Here is a 20,466-nt window from a genome sequence, read left to right as displayed (position 1 = left end):
GAGAGGGATAATGAAAAAGTATCTAGTTGTCGCACTGGCCGCGTTGACGTTAAGCGGCTGTTTGTCACGTCCCCCAGAGTCTGAACAGCCACCGGCCACCGTTGAGCCGGCCAAACCGCCGGTGGTGGTAGAGCCGCCGCAGCAGCCGCAACCCCAGCCGCCCATTGGCGAGCCGGTACCGCAACCGCCAAAAATCCAGCAACTTGACTGGCTGAGCAGCGTGCAACCGCTGGTGAACCAGATGCTGAAAGCCGATGGCGTCAACCCGGGCAGCGTGCTGTTGCTGGACAGCGTGAAGAACAACACCAACGGCTCATTGCAAACCGCTAAAGCCACCTCCGCGTTGCACAAGGCGCTGGCATCGAACCAAACCTTCTCCGTCGTGCCGGAAGCGCAACTGGCGACCGCCAGGCAGACGCTGGGTCTGTCGGCGGATGACAGCCTGGGGTCGCGCAGCAAGGCCATTGGCCTGGCGCGTATCGTCAGCGCACAGTACGTGTTGTACAGCGATGTTAGCGGCGACGTGAAGTCTCCAACGCTGGATATGCAGTTGATGCTGGTACAAACCGGTGAAATCGTCTGGTCAGGCAATGGCGCCGTTACCCGCTGAGGCCGCACTGCGAAGGCTGATTGAGAGCGAACTGCCGGCGGTGAAAACCGCCGGTTGTCGTTTCAGCCCGGTGCAGGGGCTGACCGGCGAAAGTTGGCGCATTGACGGTGAGGGCGTGCAATTGTTGGCGCGCCAGCAAAGCGCAGAGAAAACGGCGCTCGGCGTGAGCCGGCGGCGAGAGGCGCGTGTGTTGCGCCGTGCAGGCGAAGGCCTGGGCCCGCAGGTTTTAGCGCAGAATAATCAATGGATTATCCTGGAGTGGTTGGCTGGTGACGTTGTCACTGAGGCATATTTTACGCGCCTGAATCAGCACGGCGAGCTGGCGCGATGGGTTACCCGTTTGCACCGGCGGCCGCTCAGCGGTTATCCGTTGAACCTGCATCGGCAGTTTGCCCGTTACTGGCAGCAGTTGGATCGTCGGCGTTTGACGCCTGCCTGGCTGCGGCTGCATCAGCGCTTCTTGCAAGCCCGCCTACCGTCTCCGCTGAAAATAGCCCCGCTGCATATGGATATCCATCCGGGCAATTTGATTGCACAGGGTGAAGGAGTACGGCTGATTGACTGGGAGTACGCCGCCGACGGTGACATCGCACTGGAGATTGCTGCGTTGTTTCGCAGCAACGCGTGGTCTGCGGCCAATCAGCAGCATTTTTTGCAGCACTATTCCCAACAGGGCTACAACGACTTGCCGCTGCTGAGCACTCAGGTGCAGCGCTGGTTGCCGTGGGTGGATTACCTGATGCTGTTATGGTTTGAAGTGCGCTGGCAACAAACCGGCGATAGCGAATTTTTACGCTGGGGCGCAGTGCAGCGCCGGCGTTTTTGTTTATCATCCCCATGTTCTGAATGAATAATGAAGTGAGGTGGCCGTGGGCCCAGTAATGTTAGATGTCGCCAGCTATGAGCTGGATGCCGAAGAACGTGAGATTTTAAAACACCCGCTGGTCGGCGGACTTATCCTGTTCACCCGCAACTTCCATGATGCGCAGCAGTTGCGTGAACTGGTGCGCCAAATCCGCGAGGCTTCCCACGATCGGCTGGTGGTGGCGGTGGATCAGGAAGGTGGGCGCGTCCAGCGTTTCCGCGAAGGGTTCACCCGCCTGCCGGCGGCGCAGTCGTTCGCCGCATTGAACGAAGCCCATGAGGCTGGGCGTCTGGCGCAGGAGGCCGGCTGGCTGATGGCGGCGGAAATGATCGCGCAGGATATCGACATCAGCTTCGCGCCGGTGCTGGATATCGGTCACGTCAGCGCGGCGATTGGCGAACGCTCGTTCCACAGCGATCCGCAACAGGCGTTGGCGATGGCCGAACGTTTTATCCTGGGTATGCACAGCGCCGGGATGAAAACCACCGGCAAGCATTTCCCCGGCCATGGCGCCGTCAGTGCAGATTCACATAAAGAAACCCCGCGCGATCCACGCCCACTGGCGCAGATCCGTGAGCATGATATGGCGATCTTCCGTGAATTGATCAACCGTCAGTTGCTGGACGCCGTGATGCCGGCGCACGTCATCTATACTGAAGCGGACCCGCGTCCGGCCAGCGGTTCGCCGTACTGGCTGCAACAAATCCTGCGCCAGGAGCTGGGCTTTGACGGCGTTATTTTCTCCGACGATCTGTCGATGGAAGGGGCTGCCATCATGGGCAGTTACGCTGAGCGCGGCCAGGCGTCGCTGGATGCCGGCTGTGACATGATCCTGGTGTGCAATAACCGCCAGGGTGCGGTCAGCGTGCTGGATAACCTGTCCCCGGTCAAAGCAGACCGGGTGAAGCAGTTATATCATCGCGGTCAGTTCACCCGTCAGGAATTGCGTGATTCTGTGCGCTGGCAGCAGGCGCACAAAGAGCTGAGTGCGCTCAGCGAACGCTGGGAAGAGCATAAGCAGCAGAGTGCCGGGTGAACCCAGGGCGTCGTAATGCGGCGTAGTAAATGATGAGGGCTGCGGCGCGGCCCTCGGCTTGTTGCGAGGATCCACATGATTATCTATTTGCATGGCTTCGATTCCACCAGTCCCGGCAATCATGAAAAGGTTTTACAACTGCAGTTCATTGATCCGGACGTGCGTTTTATCAGCTACAGCACCTTGCACCCACGCCATGATATGCAGCATCTGTTGAAAGAGGTGGACAAGGCGGTTCAGCAGGAAGGGGATAAGCATCCGCTGATCTGCGGGGTGGGACTGGGCGGTTTCTGGGCCGAACGCATCGGTTTCCTGTGCGGCATCCGGCAGGCGATCTTTAACCCTAATCTGTATCCTGAAGAACATATGCACGGCAAAATCGACCGGCCGGAAGAGTACCGCGATATCGCCACCAAGTGCGTCGAGGATTTCCGCGAGAAAAACCGCGATCGCTGCCTGGTCGTGCTTTCCCGTCAGGATGAGGTGCTGGACAGCAAGCGCAGTGCAGAACTGTTGCACAAGTACTACGAAATCGTCTGGGATGAGCAACAGACCCACAAGTTCAAAAATATCTCGCCGCACCTGCAACGCATCAAGGCGTTCAAGAGCCTGCTTTAACAGTTTCATAACGCCTGACGCCGCCGCAACGATTGCTTTTTACCGGCAAGAGTTGCGGCATTTTTTGTCAAAAAAGCCCCGTTTTGCCCGCCCGGCGGCAAAATTTAAAACTGTGACGCAACGCTAACTATTTGAATCACAATCCTCAAAAATTCCCCTCGTCCAGCCTTTAACCAAAAAAGTTTGATGCACATCAATTTTGGTATGACCAAATAACCTCACATGCTATTCTGGCTTTAGATAGCAGGTTTATTTTACGCGAACCCTATGTATTCTAAGGATATTATTTATTTACCCTTGGATAACAATTGGTTCACATTTAGGGGGTTATTTTGACAACGCCAAAGAAAAAAATCGTTATTGTCGGCGGTGGCGCCGGTGGCCTGGAACTGGCGACCAGTCTGGGCCATAAACTCGGCCGCAAGCACAAAGCCGAGATCACGCTGGTGGACCGTAACCACAGCCATCTGTGGAAACCGTTGCTGCATGAAGTAGCAACCGGTTCCCTTGATGACGGCGTGGACGCGCTGAGCTACCTGGCGCATGCACGTAATCACAATTTCAGCTTCCAACTGGGATCGCTGACCAACATTAACCGTGAAACGCAAACGCTGCAGCTGGCGCAAATCTGCGACGAGCAGGGTGAAGAACTGGTGCCAGAGCGCGAGTTGCCTTATGACATTCTGGTCATGGCGCTGGGCAGTACCTCGAACGATTTCGGCACCGCAGGCGTAAAAGATCACTGCATCTTCCTGGATAACCCGCATCAGGCACGCCGTTTCCACAATGAAATGCTGAACCTGTTCCTGAAATTCTCGGCGCAACCGGGGCAGAAAGAGCGGGTGAACATCGCCATCGTCGGCGGCGGCGCCACCGGCGTGGAACTGTCCGCCGAGCTGCACAATGCGGTGAAACAGCTGCACAGCTATGGTTTCGAAGGCCTGGACAACAGCGCGTTGAACGTGACTCTGGTCGAAGCGGGTGAGCGCATTCTGCCTGCGTTGCCGCCGCGCATTTCCGCCGCTGCGCACCAGGAATTGAACAAACTGGGCGTGCGCGTACTGACCAACACCATGGTCACCAGTGCGGATGCCAATGGCCTGAATACCAAGGGCGGCGAATTTATCGATGCCGATCTGATGGTATGGGCGGCCGGCATCAAGGCGCCGGACTTTATGAAGGACATCGCCGGGCTGGAAACCAACCGCATTAATCAGCTGGTGGTGGAGCCGACGCTGCAGACCACTCGCGATCCGAACATTTTCGCCATCGGCGACTGCGCCTCCTGCCCGAAAGAAGGCGGCGGTTTTGTGCCGCCACGCGCCCAATCGGCGCACCAGATGGCGTCACGCTGCTTCACCAACATTCTGGCGTTGATGAGCGGCCAAGCGCTGAAGCCGTATGTGTATAAGGACCACGGTTCTCTGGTCTCTCTGTCCCGCTTCAGCACCGTAGGTAGCCTGATGGGTAACCTGATGCGCGGTTCGATGATGGTTGAAGGGCGTATCGCGCGCTTCGTCTATATCTCGCTGTACCGCATGCATCAGGTCGCACTGCATGGCTACATCAAAACCGGCCTGATGATGCTGGTTGGCGGCATCAACCGGGTGATCCGCCCGCGTTTGAAAATGCACTGACAGCCGCAGTTATCGACTCGCCCACGCCGGTTCGCCCGCGTGGGTTTTTTTATGCCGGCGCGCAGGCAGCATCGGTGGTTGCGGGGTTAATGGCCAGCACGAAATTTCGTCGGCATGGGTAAAATTCTTAAGATTCCTCCTAAACACCGGTGAGAAGCGGGGTTTCCAGCATCTTTGGTCACATTGTCTTATTGCGGGGATCTGGAACATTGTGCAGACTTTACCTCGTTTACAGACGGCGCGTCGCGCACGCCGTAAACCGGGATACCACGTGCCGCCCATGCGCAAAATAATAAGCGCGGCGCAATGTCGGTAGCGTTCCCGGTACAAATGCGTGGTAACACTTTCAGGAGGATTTCCTGTGAACAAGTCAATGTTAGCCGGTGTTGGGATTGGCGTTGCAGCCGCTCTGGGTATTGCCGCGGTGGCAAGCATGGATGTGTTTTCTTCCGGTCCGCAATTTGCGCAGGTGCTCGCCGCAACGCCGATCAAAGAAACCATCAAAACCCCGCGTCAGGAATGTCGCAATGTGACCGTCACTCACCGTGCGCCCGTGCAGGATGAAAACCGCATTGCCGGTTCCGTGTTGGGTGCGGTAGCCGGTGGCGTGATTGGCCATCAGTTCGGCGGCGGTCGCGGTCGTGACGTTGCGACAGTGGTTGGCGCGCTGGGTGGCGGTTATGCCGGTAACCAGGTGCAGGGGGCAATGCAAAGTAACGATACCACCACCAGCACACAACAGCGTTGCAAAACGGTTTACGACAAATCACAGAAAATGCTGGGTTACGATGTGACCTACAAGATTGGCAATCAGCAGGGCAAGATCCGTATGGATCACGATCCCGGCACCCAGATCCCGCTGGATAAAAGCGGCCAACTGGTGCTGAACAAAGCCTGATCACAGTTTAAGAATTAAACCCGCGGACAGTGTTAGTTCTGATCGTTTAACGCAGTTAAGCGAGCGGCATTAATATTGACGCGGGTTTCTGCTTTATTCCGCCGCCGCTTTACGTCGAGCCGGCATCAACGGCATCTTTTACGCTAATGTATCCGTGCGATTTCCCAGGGCATAACTTCAATAATGCGGCAATATTTGTTATATTATTGTGCAATTGAGCGGGTGTTATGGCGCGATGCCGCACCGGCCAAGCCTGAGATTTTGGTCTCCTGGAGACAGAGATAAAGACATGCTAGATTTCCGCTTTCCGACAGCATTGCAAATGGTACTTAGCGTAGCCTTGGCTGAAAAGCAGGGCTTGCGTTCGACCAGCGCGATCCTTGCCGCCGGTTTGGAAGCCAACCCCAGTTTCATCCGCAAGCTGATGGTGCCCTTGACCAAAAATGGCATTATCGTTTCCACTTTGGGCCGTAACGGCTCGATTCACCTTGGCCGCCCTGTGGAAGAGATCACCCTGCGGGAGATCTATTTGTCCGTCATTGACGATAAACGCATCTGGGCTGCGCGGCCGGAAGGGCCTGCACGTTGTCTGGTCAGCGCCAATGCCTGCTGGTATTTCAAGTCGGTAGTGAATGAGGCGGAAGAGGCATCGCTGGCGGTGCTGGAGCGCCATACGGTTGCGGATGCGTTGGCCGAGCTGGAGCGTGGCGATAAGCGTAGCTGCGCGGAATACGTGGCGGAAACGGCGAAACTCGCGGAGGCTGCGGATAAATAATCTGCGGTGTTGATGCAAAGAAAAAGGTCGGGCTGAGCCCGACCTTTTTTATGCCTGCCGTTGCGGCAGGCGAACTTTTATGCTGCTTGCTGCTGTGTTTTACGCGTCACCATACGGCGCAGGGTAACGTAGAACACCGGCGTCAGGAATAACCCGAACAACGTCACGCCCAGCATGCCGGCAAACACCGTGATACCGGTCACTCCACGCACTTCGGCACCGGCGCCGTGGCCCAGAATCAACGGGATGGTACCGGCAATAAAGGCGATGGAGGTCATTACGATCGGTCGTAACCGCAGGCGGCAGGCTTCCAGCGCCGCTTCCATAATGCCTTTGCCCTGCAATTCAAGCTCGCGGGCGAACTCGACGATCAAAATGGCGTTCTTGCAGGCCAGCCCCATCAACACCACCAGCCCCACCTGCACGAACACATTGTTGTCACCGCCGGTCAGCCAGACGCCGAACAGCGCCGACAGCATGGTCATCGGCACAATAAGGATCACCGCCAGCGGCAGCGTCCAGCTTTCGTACAGCGCGGCCAACGCCAGGAACGCCAGCAGTACCGCCACCGGGAATACGATAATCGCCGCATTGCCTTGGGTCGACTGTTGGTAGCTCAGATCGGTCCACTGGATGTTCATGCCGTTCGGCAACAGTTTGGCGGCCATCGTCGTCAGTTCGCTCATGGCCTGCGTAGACGACAGGATGCGCGGATCGGCATCGCCAATCAGGTCCGCCGCCGGGAAGCCGTTATAACGGATCACCGGGTCTGGCCCGTAGGTGGTACTGATGTTGACCATGCTGCCAATCGGCACCATTTCACCCTTATCGTTGCGGGTGCGCAGGTTGGCGATATCCTCCACGCTGTCGCGGAATTGACCGTCGGCCTGCGCGATGACTTGCCAGGTGCGGCCATAGCGGTTGAAGTCATTGATGTAAGACGAACCCAAATAAGTCTGCAGCGTGCCGAATAGCGCGTTGAGCGGCACACCCTGCGCCTTGGCCTTGTCGCGGTCGATTTTCGCTTCCAACTGCGGCACGTTGGCCTGATAAGACGAGATCGGGAAACTCATGCCCGGCGTTTGCATGATGCTGCCCGACAGGGTATTGATCGCGGTTTGCAGCGCGCCATATCCGAGACCGGCGCGATCCTGGACATACAGCGAATAACCGGAACCCTGTCCGATACCGAGGATTGGCGGCGGCATGATCGAGAAGGCGAACCCTTCCTGAATCTGCGAGATGCGCGCATTGATCTCGGCGTTGATCTGCGCCGCGCTGCGAGTGCGGGTGCTTAAAGATTCAAGCGCGAAGAACACGGTGCCGGTATTGGGCGTATTGGTAAATTGCAATGCATTCAGCCCCGGGAAGGCTACCGCGTCCGTCACCCCGTCGACGCTCAGACCGATGGCGCTCATTTTACGGATCACCGCATCGGTACGCTCCAGTGACGCACCCTCCGGCATTTTCACCCCGCCAATCAGATAAAGCTTATCCTGCGTCGGGATAAATCCGCCAGGCACGGTTTTAAACATTACGCCCGCGGCGCACAACAACAGCACGTACACCACGAACACCGCGCCGCGTTTGCCGAGCGCACGGGAAACCCCGCGCTGATAGCGCTGTGAGCTGCTGGCAAAGAAGCGGTTGAACGGACGGAACAGCCAACCGAACAGCCGGTCGATCAGGCGCGATGGCATGTCCTTCGGTGCGCCGTGCGGTTTCAGCAGCAATGCCGCCAGCGCCGGCGACAGGGTCAGCGAGTTGATGGCCGAAATCACGGTCGAAATGGCGATGGTGACGGCGAACTGCTTATAAAACTGGCCGGTTACGCCGGACAAAAATGCCATCGGCACGAACACCGCGCACAGTACCACCGCGATGGCGATGATCGGCCCGGACACTTCGCGCATCGCCTGGTGCGCCGCCGCCAGCGGCGATAAACCTTCCTCGATATTACGTTCGACGTTTTCCACCACCACGATGGCGTCATCGACTACGATACCGATCGCCAGCACCAGCCCGAACAGGCTGAGCGTATTGAGCGAGAAGCCCAGCAGGTACAGCGCGGCGAAGGTACCGACGATGGAAATAGGCACCGCCAGCAGCGGGATGATCGAGGCGCGCCAGGTTTGCAGGAACAGGATCACCACCAGCACCACCAGCAGCACCGCTTCGAGCAGGGTATCTACCACCGCGCGGATCGAATCGCGGACGAACACCGTTGGGTCGTACGGCGATTTCCAGCTCATGCCATCCGGGAAGCGGGTCGACAGTTCGGCCATTTTGGCCCGTACCGCATCGGACAGCTCGATGGCGTTAGCGCCAGGCGCCTGGAAAATACCGATCCCGACGGCATCCTTATTATTGAGTTGGGCGCGCAACGCATAGCTGCCGGACCCCATTTCAATGCGCGCCACGTCGCGCAGGCGCACTATCTCGCCGTTGTCGCCGCTCTTGAGGATAATATTGCCGAACTCTTCCTCGGTTTGCAGGCGGCCCTGGGCGTTAATGGAAAGCAGATAATCGCTGCGGTTCGGCATCGGCTCTGCACCCAGTTGGCCGGCGGAAACCTGCACGTTCTGCTCCTGCATGGCGGTGACCACGTCAGAAGCGGTCAGCCCGCGCGAGGCGACCTTATTCGGATCCAGCCAGACGCGCATGGCGTATTCACCGGCGCCGAAAATCTGCACCTGGCCGACGCCCGGCAGACGGGCCAACTCATCTTTGACCTTCAGAGTGGCGTAGTTACGCAGATACAGTGAATCGTATTTACCGGAAGGGGAAACCAGATGCACCACCAGCGTCAGGGCCGGGGACTGCTTCTGCGTGGTTACCCCTTGGCGGCGCACGTCTTCAGGCAGGCGCGCCTCGGCTTGTGCCACGCGGTTTTGCACCTGCACCTGCGCCTGGTCGGGATCGGTTCCCGGGCGGAAGGTCACGGTGGTTACCAGCACGCCGTCAGAACCGGCCACCGATTTCATGTACATCATGTGTTCGACGCCGTTGATTGCCTCTTCCAGCGGCGTAGCCACCGTTTCGGCAATCTCTTTCGGGTTGGCGCCTGGGTATTGGGCGCGCACTTGCACGCTTGGGGGCACCACGTCGGGGTATTCGCTGATCGGCAATAGCGGGATCGCAATAACGCCACCGACGAAAATCAGGATCGACAGCACCGCGGCAAAAATCGGCCGGTCGATGAAAAAGCGGGAAAAATCCATGGGTCAGGGTTCTCTGCTGGTGGCTTAGTTGACTGCGGAAACGGGAGCGTTGGCTGCCATCACGACGGTTTTCGCATTGACCGGCATCCCTGACATAAACACTTTCTGCATGCCGTCGACGATCACCCGATCGCCCGCCGACAGGCCTTTCTGCACGATGCGCAATCCATCTGCCACGCGGCCCACTTCGATATCGCGCCGCTGCGCCTTGCCGTCCTTGTCGACGACATAAACGAATTTGCGGTCCTGATCGGTCATCACCGATTTATCGTCGATCAGCGTGGCGTTGAACTCGGCGCTGCCGGGCATCTGCACACGTGCAAACAGCCCAGGAGTGAAGCGGCGCTCGTGGTTTTCGAGCTGGGCGCGCATGCGAATGGTGCCGGTGCCGGCATTCAACTGGTTATCGGTGAAATCGACAACGCCCTGATGCGGGTAGCCGTCTTCACCCACCAGGCCGACCTTGACCGGTAACTTCGCCTGCGGATCCTGGCTGCGTTGGCCATCGCGTGCCATGTTCTGGTAACGCAGGAAAGTGGCTTCATCGACGTCGAAATAAACATAAACTTTATCGAGCGACACCAGCGTAGTGAGCACGCTGGCGCTGTCCCCGGTGGTGACCAGGTTACCTGCGGTGATCATGGCACGGCTGGCGCGCCCGTCGATCGGGGCGGTTACTCGGGTAAAATCGAGATTCAGCTGTGCGATATCGAGCTGGGCCTGAGCCGCCAGCACGTTGCTCTGCGCCTGTGCGGCGGAGGAGCGGCGCTGTTCCCATACCTCGGTCGAGATCGCCTGGGTGCCGATCAGTTTTTCGGTACGACTGGATTCACTGCGGGCCAATGCCGCCTGATTACGAGCCCGCACCAGCTCGGCTTGCGCCTGTTCGCGGGCGGCGCGGTAGGTGCGATCGTCGATGGTGAACAGCACCTGGCCTTTTTTCACCTCATCGCCTTCGGTGTAATTCACCTTATCGATATAGCCGGAAACCCGCGGGCGTAGCTGAACGCTTTGCACCGCTTCGATCCGGCCGTTAAAGGCATCCCACTGGCTGATGGGTTTTATCACCACGTTAGCAGCGCTGACGGCCGGTGGCGGGGGAGCCGCATTTTGAGCGACGCTGTTGTCGCACCCTGCCAGCAGGGCGACCAGCAGCGCTACCGCTGAAAGGCGCGCGCTGAAACCGATGCTGTGAGCGTTAAACAATGAGTTTGGCTGGCTTGGCATTATTTTTATTCCATGGGTGAGCGCGGTCAGGCCATACACCCGGCCCTGTTATCCGGGTAACGTCCCTGGCCTGTGACCGGCGGCAGAGCGGTTGCGTCGTTCATCGGCACAACGTTAGTTTTTTGAAACACATTGTTGTCACATTAATGTATTAATATCGGTTACATTAACCGGATGGATTATAGAAGCGCCTGTTGAATAAATGCAATAATAAAAATTGCATTTAATGCGAAACTGCTGCAACGTAGTGACATCGGGCAGCGGATTTACCTGCCAATGTCATGGGAGCGTCAGCATGAACAGCACGGGTTTTATTACCGATTTGATTGAGTGGATTGACAACAATCTGGAAGAGAAGCTGGATATCAACACCGTGGCGGACCGCGCGGGGTATTCCAAATGGCACCTGCAGCGCATGTTCAAACGCCAGACCGGCTACGCGTTGGGGGAGTATATCCGCATGCAGAAACTGAAAGTTTCCGCAGAGCGCCTGGCCAACAGCGGCGAGCCTATCGTCAGCGTGGCGATATCACTCGGCTTTGACTCGCAGCAATCCTTCAATCGCAGTTTTAAACGCCAATTCGGCCAGACTCCGGGCGACTGGCGCCGCGCCGTGATGCAGCCGCATATCGCCGCCAGTCGCGCACACTGAGGCGGATTGCAGACACAAAAAGCCTGAACTTGCGTTCAGGCTTTTTCTTTAAAAGATGGCGGTGAGGGAGGGCTTGATTCGCTGCGCTCACCCTGCGGGCCGCCTTTGTCGGTCCAAAACGCATGCGTTTTGTCAAACCCTGTCGAGGCTTTTCACCCCTCCTGGTGGGAGGATTTATAAAGCAAAAAAGCCTGGACGCAAATCCAGGCTTTCTCTTTAAAAGATGGCGGTGAGGGAGGGCTTGATTCGCTGCGCTCACCCTACGGGCCGCCTTTGGCGGTCCAAAACGCATGCGTTTTGTCAAACCCTGTCGAGGCTTTTCACCCCTCCCGGTGGGGGATTTATAAAGCAAAAAAGCCTGGACGCAAATCCAGGCTTTCTCTTTAAAATATGGCGGTGAGGGAGGGGTTCGAACCCTCGATACACTTACGCGTATACACACTTTCCAGGCGTGCTCCTTCAGCCACTCAGACACCTCACCGTATTTTTTCGTTGCGTACTCTCTGGTGCAACGGGGCGCTACTATAGGGAGTGGGGGCGAGCCGGTCAAGCAGAATTTCTGCGTTTCGGCGCGTCCGCTCACGTGCTGCTCAGTTTGTCGAAAACTGCGGCGAACCCTGTGGATCCTTAGGCCTGCTGGCGTTTTCCCTGTCTTGCAGACAACAAAAAAGCCTGGACGCGAATCCAGGCTTTCTCTTCAGAATATGGCGGTGAGAGAGGGGTTCGAACCCTCGATACACTTACGCGTATACACACTTTCCAGGCGTGCTCCTTCAGCCACTCAGACACCTCACCGTTTTGTAGCATCGCTAACGCATTGCGCTGTCGACGGGCGCTAATGTAGGAGAATCTGATCCCAGCGTCAACCCTCTTGTGACATAACAATGACTGTTTAGCTAAAGTTGCAGCAATTTGCTGATTTCCCGAGCGATAAACCGCTGCCCAATGCGTACCCGAGGGATAGTAACGATGCTAAATTATCTCACAGACTAATGTTTGAGTGTATTGGTATACAACAGCTCAATATACCAGCAGAGAAGTCTTTGGCTGTGCTGTTATATGCATTAATACTGGATTATTAGTCATATGTGTCGCTAAATAGATCGCTGCTGACGCGGAGGATTTGGCAAGGAATATCACACCGCCGCGCAGGTTGCCGGGCCGTACGCCGGCGATAACGCAGACAGGGACTGATCAATTAAAATAACGGACTCGACGAATTTCAACGGGCAGCCAGCGGCGCTGCGGCTTGAAATACGACGGGCATCATGCAGCAGAGGTTCATTTTGACTCCATCGGACTCCATGCCGGCGGCGCATCAGCGTCACGCCATCCCCCCGGGCGCCGGGGCACTGTTTTTTATCCAAATCTTCGCCACGTTGGGTTTTGCCGTGCTGTACTCCACGCTGGTGCTCTACGCCACCAAACGCCTGGGCTTCAGCGAAGGCAGCGCAAACGCCATGATGGGCGTGTTCGGCGCCTTCAACTATGGGCTGCATATGTTCGGCGGCTACCTGGGCGGGCGCTTTCTGAGTAACCGCAACCTGTTCGTACTGGGTATGGTGCTGCAGGTGATCGGCTGCGCGCTGATTGCCGTGGCGGGCGTTTGGGGCCTGTACTGGGGGCTGGCGATGTTCCTGACCGGCAGCGGGCTGAACGTCACCTGCATCAATATGATGCTTACCCAGCGTTTCAAGCCGGATGACGATCGGCGCGAATCGGCGTTTTTGTGGAACTACGCCGGGATGAACCTCGGCTTCTTCGTTGGTTTTACCGTGGCCGGCTATTTCCAGTTGAGCGAAAATTATCGTGCGCTGTTCCTGTTCGCCACGCTGGGCAATGCGGCGGCGATTATCGTTGCCGTCAGCCGTTGGCGCATTCTGGCCGATCTCAACACGCCGTTGCATGACGCCAGCCGCGCGCAATACCGCTGGCGTATGCTGGTCGGGCTGGCAGTATTGGTGGTGCTGGTGCCCATTATCCGGGTGATGCTGACCCATGCGGAATTCAGCGGCCACTTTGTGATTGGCCTCGGCGTACTGATTTTCCTGATGCTGTGCGTGGTCACACTGCGTCACCACCCGCGCACAGAGCGCCGTCGCATGGTGGCCTATCTGATTCTGGCGCTGGGCTCATTGGTATTCTGGGCGCTGTACCAGTTGGCGCCTATGGGGCTGATGCTGTTCTCCGAGCACAATATCAACCTGAACGTCTACGGTATTCAGGTCGCTCCGCAGTGGATCCAGAATATCAACACGTTGGTGATCGTCGTGGGTGGGCCGCTGATGGCCTGGTGGTTTAACCGCTTGCGAGCCCGTGGCTGCAATATCGATATCCCGTTGCAATTCTCCGGCTCGTTGTTTTGCATCGGGTTGGGTATGCTGGTGTTACCGTTGGGCATCAGCCTGGCCGGCGGCGACGGGCTGGTGGCGTTTAAATGGATCGCAATCAGCTACATACTGCAAAGCATTGGCGAACTGATGATCTCCCCGATCGGCTACGCGATGATCGGCAAGCTGGCGCCACCGCGTTATCAGGGCGTCATGATGGGCTGCTGGATGATGGTCACCGGTGTCGCTTCGGTGTTGGCGGGCTATGTCTCCGGCCTGATGCCGGAAAACAGCGGCAGCACTCCGGCGCTGACCAACCCCGGCTACAGCGAAATATTCAGTGCGCTTGGCTGGGGGGCGGCGGGCGTTGGCGTGGTGATGTTGATCCTGATCCCGCTGTTGCGCCGGTTGATAAGGCACGATGCCCCCGTAGCCGCCTGAGATCTCTGCAGGATAAAAAAACAGCCCCACTGGTCGGGGCTGTTTGCGTTTTTGGCTTTAACGCTTGCATCTGTCGGCGAATCGCGGAAATCTGGATGAAAATGCATAAAAAACAGACGGAGTCTGACCGATGAACATCATTTATTACCACCCCTTATTTAACGCCCAGGATTGGTTGGCAGGCATCAAACAGCGTCTGCCGCAGGCCAACGTTCGCGAATGGCAACCCGGCGACGATCGCCCGGCGGATTATGCGCTGGCGTGGCGTCCGCCGCATGAGATGCTGGCTAACCGCCGGCAACTGAAAGGGGTGTTCGCCCTGGGAGCGGGCGTCGATGCCATTCTCGAGCAAGAGCGCCAACATCCCGGCACGCTGCCGGCGGGTGTCCCGCTGCTGCGCCTGGAGGACACCGGCATGGCGCAGCAGATGCAGGAATATGCGTTGAGCTACGTGCTACGTTACTTTCGTCGTTTCGACGAGTATCACTTGCTGCAACAGCAGCAAAAATGGCAGCCGCTCGATCCCCACCAACAGGATAATTTCATCATTGGCATCCTCGGGGCAGGTGTTCTGGGGAAAAGCGTGGCGCAAAAGTTGGTGGAGTTAGGTTTTAACGTACGTTGCTGGAGTCGCAGCCCGAAGCAGATCGATGGCGTTGAGAGTTTTGCCGGCGCAGAGCAGCGCACTGCGTTTCTCGAGGGCACTCGATTGCTGATCAACTTGCTGCCCAACACGCCGGAAACCGCCGGTATCCTCAATCGCCACCTGTTCGCGCATTTGGTGCCGGGAGCTTATCTGATCAACATCGCCCGCGGCGCGCATCTGGTTGAGGACGATCTCTTGCAGGCGCTGGAGCAGGGGCAGATTGCCGCCGCCACCTTGGATGTGTTCGTCAACGAGCCGCTGCCGCAGGCACACCCGTTCTGGCGTCATCCGCGTGTCACCATTACCCCGCATATTGCTGCCATCACCTTGCCGGAACAGGCGATGGACCAGATAGCCGCCAACATCCGCATTTTAGAGGCCGGGCAAACGCCGGCAGGGGTGGTGGATGTGCAACTTGGTTACTGACCTTTCGGTGACTCACCTGCTAAGCTAATAAGAAACCCGGCCTGCCGCCGTCCCTTTGGCAGGCCGCCAGAAGGAGAAATAATGTACCCTGTTGATTTGCATATGCACACCGTTGCCAGTACCCACGCCTACAGTACGCTGCATGATTACATCGTCGAAGCCCAGCAAAAGGGCATCAAACTGTTCGCCATCACCGATCACGGCCCGGATATGGCCGATGCGCCGCATTACTGGCACTTTATGAACATGCACGTCTGGCCGCGCCTGGTAGACGGTGTGGGTATTCTGCGCGGCATCGAAGCCAACATCAAAAACCTGCAGGGCGATATCGACTGCACGGGGCCGATGTTGAACGCGATCGACGTGATTATCGCCGGCTTCCACGAGCCGGTGTTTGCGCCGCAGGACAAGGCGGCCAATACCGAAGCGATGATCGCCGCGATGGCGCAAGGGGATGTGCACATTATCAGCCATCCCGGCAACCCAAGGTATCCGATCGACATCGCGGCGGTCGCCGCAGCGGCCGCAAAGTATGAAGTGGCGCTGGAGCTGAATAACTCGTCATTCACCCATTCACGCAAGGGCAGCGAGGACAATTGCCGGGCGATTGCCGCTGCGGTGCGTGATGCAGGCGGTTGGCTGGCGCTGGGGTCGGATTCACATATCGCTTTCTCACTCGGCGGCTTCGAGCACTGTGAACGCATCATCGCTGAAGTGGAATTTCCGCAGGAACGGATCCTCAACGTCAGCCCACGGCGCCTGCTGGACTTTCTCGAGCGGCGCGGCAAGCCGGCGATTGCGGAATTGGCCGATTTGTGACATCGTCCCGGCAAATTTTCCGTATTGTATAAGGCATTATCATGAATGAATTTTCCGTTGTTTGCCGCGTGCTGGGTACGCTGTTTTACCGTCAGCCGCAAGATCCGTTGTTGGTGCCGCTGTTCACGCTGATTAAAGAGGGCAAGCTGCAGCAACACTGGCCGCTGGAGCAGGACGAACTGCTGACGCGCTTGCAGCAGGGATGCGATGTGAACCTGCTTTCCGCCGATTTCAACGCGATGTTTGTCGGCAGCGAATGCAGCGTGTCGCCGTTCCGTTCCGCTTATGTGGAAGGGGCAACGGAGGCGGAAGTTCGCACTTTCCTGCAGCAACGCGGCATGCCGCTTGGCGAAGCGCCGGCCGATCACTTCGGCTCTCTGCTGCTGGCCGCCTCCTGGCTGGAAGATCAATCGCAGGAAGACGAAGTGCAGGCGCAAATCACCCTGTTTGACGAGTATTTGCTGCCTTGGTGCGGCCGTTTTCTCGGTAAAGTGGAGGCACACGCCACCACCGGTTTTTACCGTACGCTGGCGCTGCTGGCCCGTGAGTCGATTCAGGCGATGCGTGACGAACTGGCGGAATATGAGCAGGACGAAGAACAGCCGGGCGAAGAAGGCTGAAGCACTAAAAATGACGGGCCTGCGTGGCCCGTTATCGTTTTCTCTGCGCTAAACACAGGTTTTCATCCCCCATACGTAAGTTGACAAAAAATCCCCTAATCTGACGGTTCATCGGCGGTTGGCTTTTCCGTGCCTGCGCGCCTCGTTTCCTCACGCAAAGGGTAGAGCATGAAAAATAACTGGATGCAGCAGATTCAATCGATGATTGGGCAAAAGGCCGGTTCCATCGGTGGGGCAGAAGGCATTGGCAAACTGCTGGCCCCGACCGCGTTGGGGGGCCTGGTGGGCGTTTTGCTGGCGAACAAATCTTCGCGCAAGCTGGTGGGCAAGTTCGGTAAAAATGCCTTGATTATCGGCGGCAGCGCGGCCGTTGGCGCGGTGTTGTGGAATAAATACAAGCAGCGGGTGAAAGAAACCCATCAGGACGAACCGCAGTTTGGCTTGCAAACTACACCGGTGGATCTGCGCGCCAAACGGTTGGTGCAGGCGCTGGTGTTTGCCGCCAAGAGCGACGGCCATATCGATGCGGAAGAAAAGCGCGCCATCGACCACAGCCTGGAACAGCTGCAGGTGGGTGAGGAAGCGCAAAAATGGGTACAGGAGGCGATCGACCAGCCGTTAAACCCGGATCTGATCGCCCAGAGCGTGAAAAACGAAGATGAGGCGCTTGAGGTGTATTACCTGAGCTGCATGGTGATCGACGTCGATCACTTTATGGAACGCGGTTATCTCGATGCGCTGGCGCAGTCGTTGAAGATCCCTGCGGACGTCAAGCAGGGCATTGAAAACGACGTCAACGAGAAAAAATGCGAGCTGGCGTAGCGCCGCTTGGCAAGCCGGGGGGAATCGTGTCACTCTTGCCTTAATCAAGGTAAGCGGATGATTTAGCAATGATGACACCCCCTAAGGCAGAAAAACGACCTTATCCCATCACCATCCACGGCGATACGCGCGTGGATGACTACTATTGGCTGCGCGACGACGAGCGGGCAGACCCTCAAGTGCTGGACTATCTGCAGGCGGAAAACGCCTTTACCGATGCGATGCTGAAACCGCAGCAGGCGTTACGTGAAACGCTGTATGAAGAGATGGTGGCGCGTATCCCCCAGCAGGAGCACTCGGTGCCTTATGTCAGGCACGGTTACCGTTATCAAACCCGTTTCGAGCCGGGCAACGAATACGCGATTTATGTTCGTCAGCCACAGGCGGAAAGTGAACGCTGGGATACGCTGATCGACGGCAATCAGCGCGCCGAAAAACGCGAGTTTTACACTCTGGGCGGTTTGGAAGTCAGCCCCGACAACCAGAAACTGGCGGTAGCGGAGGATTTCCTGTCACGCCGGCAGTATGACATTCGCTTTAAAAATCTGAACGACGACAGTTGGGCCGACGAAGTGCTGGAAAACACCTCCGGCAGTTTCGAATGGGCGAACGACTCCGCCACCGTTTATTACGTGCGTAAACATGCCAAAACGCTGCTGCCCTATCAGGTGTATCGCCACGTGGTGGGCACAGATCCGCAGCACGACCAACTGATCTACGAAGAGCTGGACGACACCTTCTACGTCGGGCTGGAAAAAACCACCTCCGAACGCTTTATCCTGATTCACCTGAGCAGCACCACCACTTCGGAGATTTTGCTGTTGGACGCCGATCGCGCCGACAGCACGCCGCAGATGTTTGTGCCGCGCCGCAAGGATCATGAATACGGCATCGATCACTACCACCAGCATTTCTATATCCGCTCCAACAAGGACGGCAAGAACTTCGGTCTGTATCAGAGCGAGCAGGCGGATGAAGCGCAGTGGCAGGAGCTTATCGCTCCGCGTATCGAGGTGATGCTTGAAGGCTTCAGCCTGTTCCGTGACTGGCTGGTGGTGGAGGAGCGCAGCGAAGGCCTGACCCAACTGCGGCAGATCCACTGGCAGAGCGGCGAAGTGAAACGCATCGCTTTTGACGATCCGACCTATACCACCTGGCTGGCCTACAATCCTGAGCCGGAAACCGAACTGCTGCGCTACGGCTACTCTTCGATGACCACCCCGACCACGCTGTATGAGCTTAATCTCGACAGCGGCGAGCGCGTGATGCTCAAGCAGCAGGAAGTGAAAAACTTCACGCCGGAAAATTACCGCAGCGAACGGGTATGGGTGAAAGCGCGGGATGGCGTCGAGGTGCCGGTCTCGCTGGTTTATCGTCAGGATAGCTTTATCCGGGGCAGCAATCCGTTGATGGTTTATGGCTACGGCTCTTACGGCAGCAGCATGGATCCGGCCTTCAGTGCCAGCCGCTTGAGCCTGCTGGATCGCGGTTTTGTCTTCGTCCTGGCGCACATTCGCGGTGGCGGCGAGCTGGGGCAGCTGTGGTATGAGGACGGCAAGCTGTTCAAGAAGCAAAATACCTTCAACGATTTTATCGACGTGACAGAAACGCTGATCGCGCAGGGTTATGGCGACGCCAAACGCGTCTTCGCCATGGGCGGCAGCGCCGGCGGCCTGTTGATGGGGGCGGTGATCAATCAGGCGCCGCAGTTGTTTAACGGCATCGTGGCGCAGGTGCCTTTTGTCGACGTGGTCACCACCATGCTGGATGAGTCTATTCCGCTGACCACCGGCGAATACGACGAATGGGGCAACCCGAACGAGCCGGCGTATTACGACTACATCAAGCAATACAGCCCGTACGATCAGGTGAAAGCGCAAGATTACCCGCACATGCTGGTGACCACCGGGCTGCACGATTCGCAGGTACAGTACTGGGAACCGGCCAAGTGGGTGGCGAAGCTGCGCGAGTTGAAAACCGACGATCGTCAGTTGCTGCTGTATACCGATATGGATTCCGGCCACGGTGGCAAGTCCGGGCGTTTCAAAGCCTATGAGGACATTGCGCTGGAGTACGCCTTTATTCTGGCGCTGGCGGAGTAATTTGCAGGCGGGCGGCGATTGCTGCCCGCTTTTTTAGCCGATCAGATAGTATTTCAATGTATGCTTCATGTCCGGGCTGAGATCCTCGATGGACTTCAACATCCAGCGCAGATAGCCGGGATCTTCCTGCGCAATGCGATCAATTTCCTGCCCGCGATACTTGCCGAATTTGAATTTCTTCAGCAGCACCGGCTGTTCGGTGATTTGCGTCATTTGTTCCGGCGTCCACCCTGAATCCTTGACGATGCGTTGCAGCAGCGCAGCGGTGACGTAGCAATCGTACAGCGCCCGATGCGGGTACAGCGTGGTGTCTTGCGGCAGTTGCACCTCCAGATTCAGCGCATAGCGCAGATACTGGTTGCCGTATTTGATGTCCGGGTAAAGGGTGCGCGCCAGCTTCATGGTGCATATCCAGGCACCGCGCATTTCCGGCAGTACGCCGCGATCAAACGCTGCGTTGTGCGCCACATAGTAAGGGCTGCCAAGATAGCGGCCGATCGCCACCGCGATGCGCGGCTTACCCTCGACCATCTGTTCGGTGATGTGATGGATAGCCATCGCATCAATGCTGATGGGCCGATCGGGGCTGACCAAGTCGCTCATCGGATTGGCGATGTGGCCGTCGATCAGGTCGACGGAGGCGACTTCCACCACACCGCCGTCCAGCCCGCAGGTTTCAGTGTCTATTACGCGTAAAATCATGGTTTCCTCAGGGGCAACA

17 protein-coding genes, 2 tRNA genes and 1 other RNA gene are annotated in these 20,466 nt (G+C 57.5%); 14 read left to right on the top strand and 6 right to left on the bottom strand.

Translation table 11 applies throughout. From position 1 onward, the window contains the following. Positions 1 to 10 precede the first annotated feature (10 nt). The 7 genes from lpoB to ACUTSW_RS06440 all read left to right on the top strand — a co-directional run bounded on the left by lpoB (position 11) and on the right by ACUTSW_RS06440 (position 6,439). Positions 11 to 610, top strand: a complete 600-nt coding sequence (gene lpoB, locus ACUTSW_RS06470; RefSeq protein WP_062870494.1) for a penicillin-binding protein activator LpoB — start codon at positions 11 to 13, stop codon at positions 608 to 610. Next, a complete protein-coding gene (thiK, locus tag ACUTSW_RS06465) occupies positions 591 to 1,460 on the top strand; it encodes a thiamine kinase (protein WP_445584452.1) in 870 nt (289 codons plus the stop codon). The genes lpoB and thiK overlap by 20 nt, the downstream gene beginning before the upstream one ends. Before the next feature lie 31 nt (positions 1,461 to 1,491). Next, positions 1,492 to 2,511, top strand: a complete 1,020-nt coding sequence (nagZ, locus tag ACUTSW_RS06460; protein WP_445583978.1) for a beta-N-acetylhexosaminidase — start codon at positions 1,492 to 1,494, stop codon at positions 2,509 to 2,511. Positions 2,512 to 2,586: 75 nt separating this feature from the next. Then, a complete protein-coding gene (gene ycfP / locus ACUTSW_RS06455) occupies positions 2,587 to 3,129 on the top strand; it encodes an alpha/beta hydrolase YcfP (RefSeq protein WP_062870497.1) in 543 nt (180 codons plus the stop codon). A 332-nt stretch (positions 3,130 to 3,461) separates the two neighbouring features. Beyond that, positions 3,462 to 4,766 carry an NAD(P)/FAD-dependent oxidoreductase gene (locus ACUTSW_RS06450; protein WP_062870498.1) on the top strand — a complete coding sequence of 435 codons (1,305 nt, stop codon included), beginning with the start codon at positions 3,462 to 3,464 and terminating at the stop codon, positions 4,764 to 4,766. Positions 4,767 to 5,127: 361 nt separating this feature from the next. After that, a complete protein-coding gene (locus ACUTSW_RS06445; RefSeq protein WP_006324726.1) occupies positions 5,128 to 5,664 on the top strand; it encodes a glycine zipper 2TM domain-containing protein in 537 nt (178 codons plus the stop codon). 289 nt (positions 5,665 to 5,953) lie between these two features. Beyond that, entirely contained in the window at positions 5,954 to 6,439 is a 486-nt protein-coding gene (locus tag ACUTSW_RS06440; RefSeq protein ID WP_062870499.1) for an RrF2 family transcriptional regulator, read from the top strand. Between the two features lie 77 nt (positions 6,440 to 6,516). On the opposite strand, the gene sdeB is transcribed toward ACUTSW_RS06440, so the two are convergent. Next, the gene (sdeB, locus tag ACUTSW_RS06435; protein WP_445583977.1) at positions 6,517 to 9,660 is read right to left on the bottom strand and encodes a multidrug efflux RND transporter permease subunit SdeB; all 3,144 of its coding nucleotides are present in this window, start codon (positions 9,658 to 9,660) and stop codon (positions 6,517 to 6,519) included. Positions 9,661 to 9,684: 24 nt separating this feature from the next. Then, positions 9,685 to 10,887 carry an efflux RND transporter periplasmic adaptor subunit gene (locus tag ACUTSW_RS06430; protein ID WP_445583976.1) on the bottom strand — a complete coding sequence of 401 codons (1,203 nt, stop codon included), beginning with the start codon at positions 10,885 to 10,887 and terminating at the stop codon, positions 9,685 to 9,687. A 295-nt stretch (positions 10,888 to 11,182) separates the two neighbouring features. On the opposite strand from ACUTSW_RS06430, the gene ACUTSW_RS06425 reads away from it, so the two are divergent. Beyond that, positions 11,183 to 11,539, top strand: coding sequence for a helix-turn-helix domain-containing protein (locus tag ACUTSW_RS06425; RefSeq protein ID WP_006324729.1), 357 nt, complete (start codon positions 11,183 to 11,185; stop codon positions 11,537 to 11,539). A 224-nt stretch (positions 11,540 to 11,763) separates the two neighbouring features. On the opposite strand, the gene ACUTSW_RS06420 is transcribed toward ACUTSW_RS06425, so the two are convergent. The 3 genes from ACUTSW_RS06420 to ACUTSW_RS06410 all read right to left on the bottom strand — a co-directional run bounded on the left by ACUTSW_RS06420 (position 11,764) and on the right by ACUTSW_RS06410 (position 12,334). Continuing rightward, a non-coding RNA gene (locus ACUTSW_RS06420) (RtT sRNA) lies at positions 11,764 to 11,884 on the bottom strand. Between the two features lie 46 nt (positions 11,885 to 11,930). Then, positions 11,931 to 12,020 (bottom strand) — tRNA-Ser (locus ACUTSW_RS06415). Positions 12,021 to 12,244: 224 nt separating this feature from the next. Then, a tRNA-Ser gene (locus tag ACUTSW_RS06410) sits at positions 12,245 to 12,334 on the bottom strand. A gap of 509 nt (positions 12,335 to 12,843) precedes the next feature. Here ACUTSW_RS06410 and ACUTSW_RS06405 point away from each other — a divergent pair. The 6 genes from ACUTSW_RS06405 to ACUTSW_RS06380 all read left to right on the top strand — a co-directional run bounded on the left by ACUTSW_RS06405 (position 12,844) and on the right by ACUTSW_RS06380 (position 19,745). Continuing rightward, entirely contained in the window at positions 12,844 to 14,310 is a 1,467-nt protein-coding gene (locus tag ACUTSW_RS06405) for a peptide MFS transporter (protein WP_445584451.1), read from the top strand. Between the two features lie 130 nt (positions 14,311 to 14,440). Continuing rightward, complete coding sequence (gene ghrA, locus ACUTSW_RS06400) at positions 14,441 to 15,382, top strand: glyoxylate/hydroxypyruvate reductase GhrA (protein WP_445583975.1); 942 nt, start codon at positions 14,441 to 14,443, stop codon at positions 15,380 to 15,382. Between the two features lie 81 nt (positions 15,383 to 15,463). Next, the gene (locus tag ACUTSW_RS06395) at positions 15,464 to 16,201 is read left to right on the top strand and encodes a phosphatase (RefSeq protein WP_445583974.1); all 738 of its coding nucleotides are present in this window, start codon (positions 15,464 to 15,466) and stop codon (positions 16,199 to 16,201) included. A gap of 41 nt (positions 16,202 to 16,242) precedes the next feature. After that, positions 16,243 to 16,821, top strand: a complete 579-nt coding sequence (locus ACUTSW_RS06390) for a TorD/DmsD family molecular chaperone (RefSeq protein ID WP_062792782.1) — start codon at positions 16,243 to 16,245, stop codon at positions 16,819 to 16,821. 168 nt (positions 16,822 to 16,989) lie between these two features. Further along, positions 16,990 to 17,643 (top strand): tellurite resistance TerB family protein, encoded by a 654-nt coding sequence (locus tag ACUTSW_RS06385; protein ID WP_445583973.1) that lies wholly within the window; start codon positions 16,990 to 16,992, stop codon positions 17,641 to 17,643. A gap of 68 nt (positions 17,644 to 17,711) precedes the next feature. Beyond that, positions 17,712 to 19,745 (top strand): S9 family peptidase, encoded by a 2,034-nt coding sequence (locus ACUTSW_RS06380; RefSeq protein ID WP_062870505.1) that lies wholly within the window; start codon positions 17,712 to 17,714, stop codon positions 19,743 to 19,745. Between the two features lie 33 nt (positions 19,746 to 19,778). Here the strand turns inward: ACUTSW_RS06380 and exoX are convergent, their stop codons facing one another. Further along, the gene (exoX, locus tag ACUTSW_RS06375; protein ID WP_445583972.1) at positions 19,779 to 20,447 is read right to left on the bottom strand and encodes an exodeoxyribonuclease X; all 669 of its coding nucleotides are present in this window, start codon (positions 20,445 to 20,447) and stop codon (positions 19,779 to 19,781) included. Positions 20,448 to 20,466: the final 19 nt, after the last annotated feature.

The organism is Serratia sp. TSA_198.1 (assembly GCF_052686505.1).
This window is presented reverse-complemented; position numbering and strand designations above follow the sequence as displayed.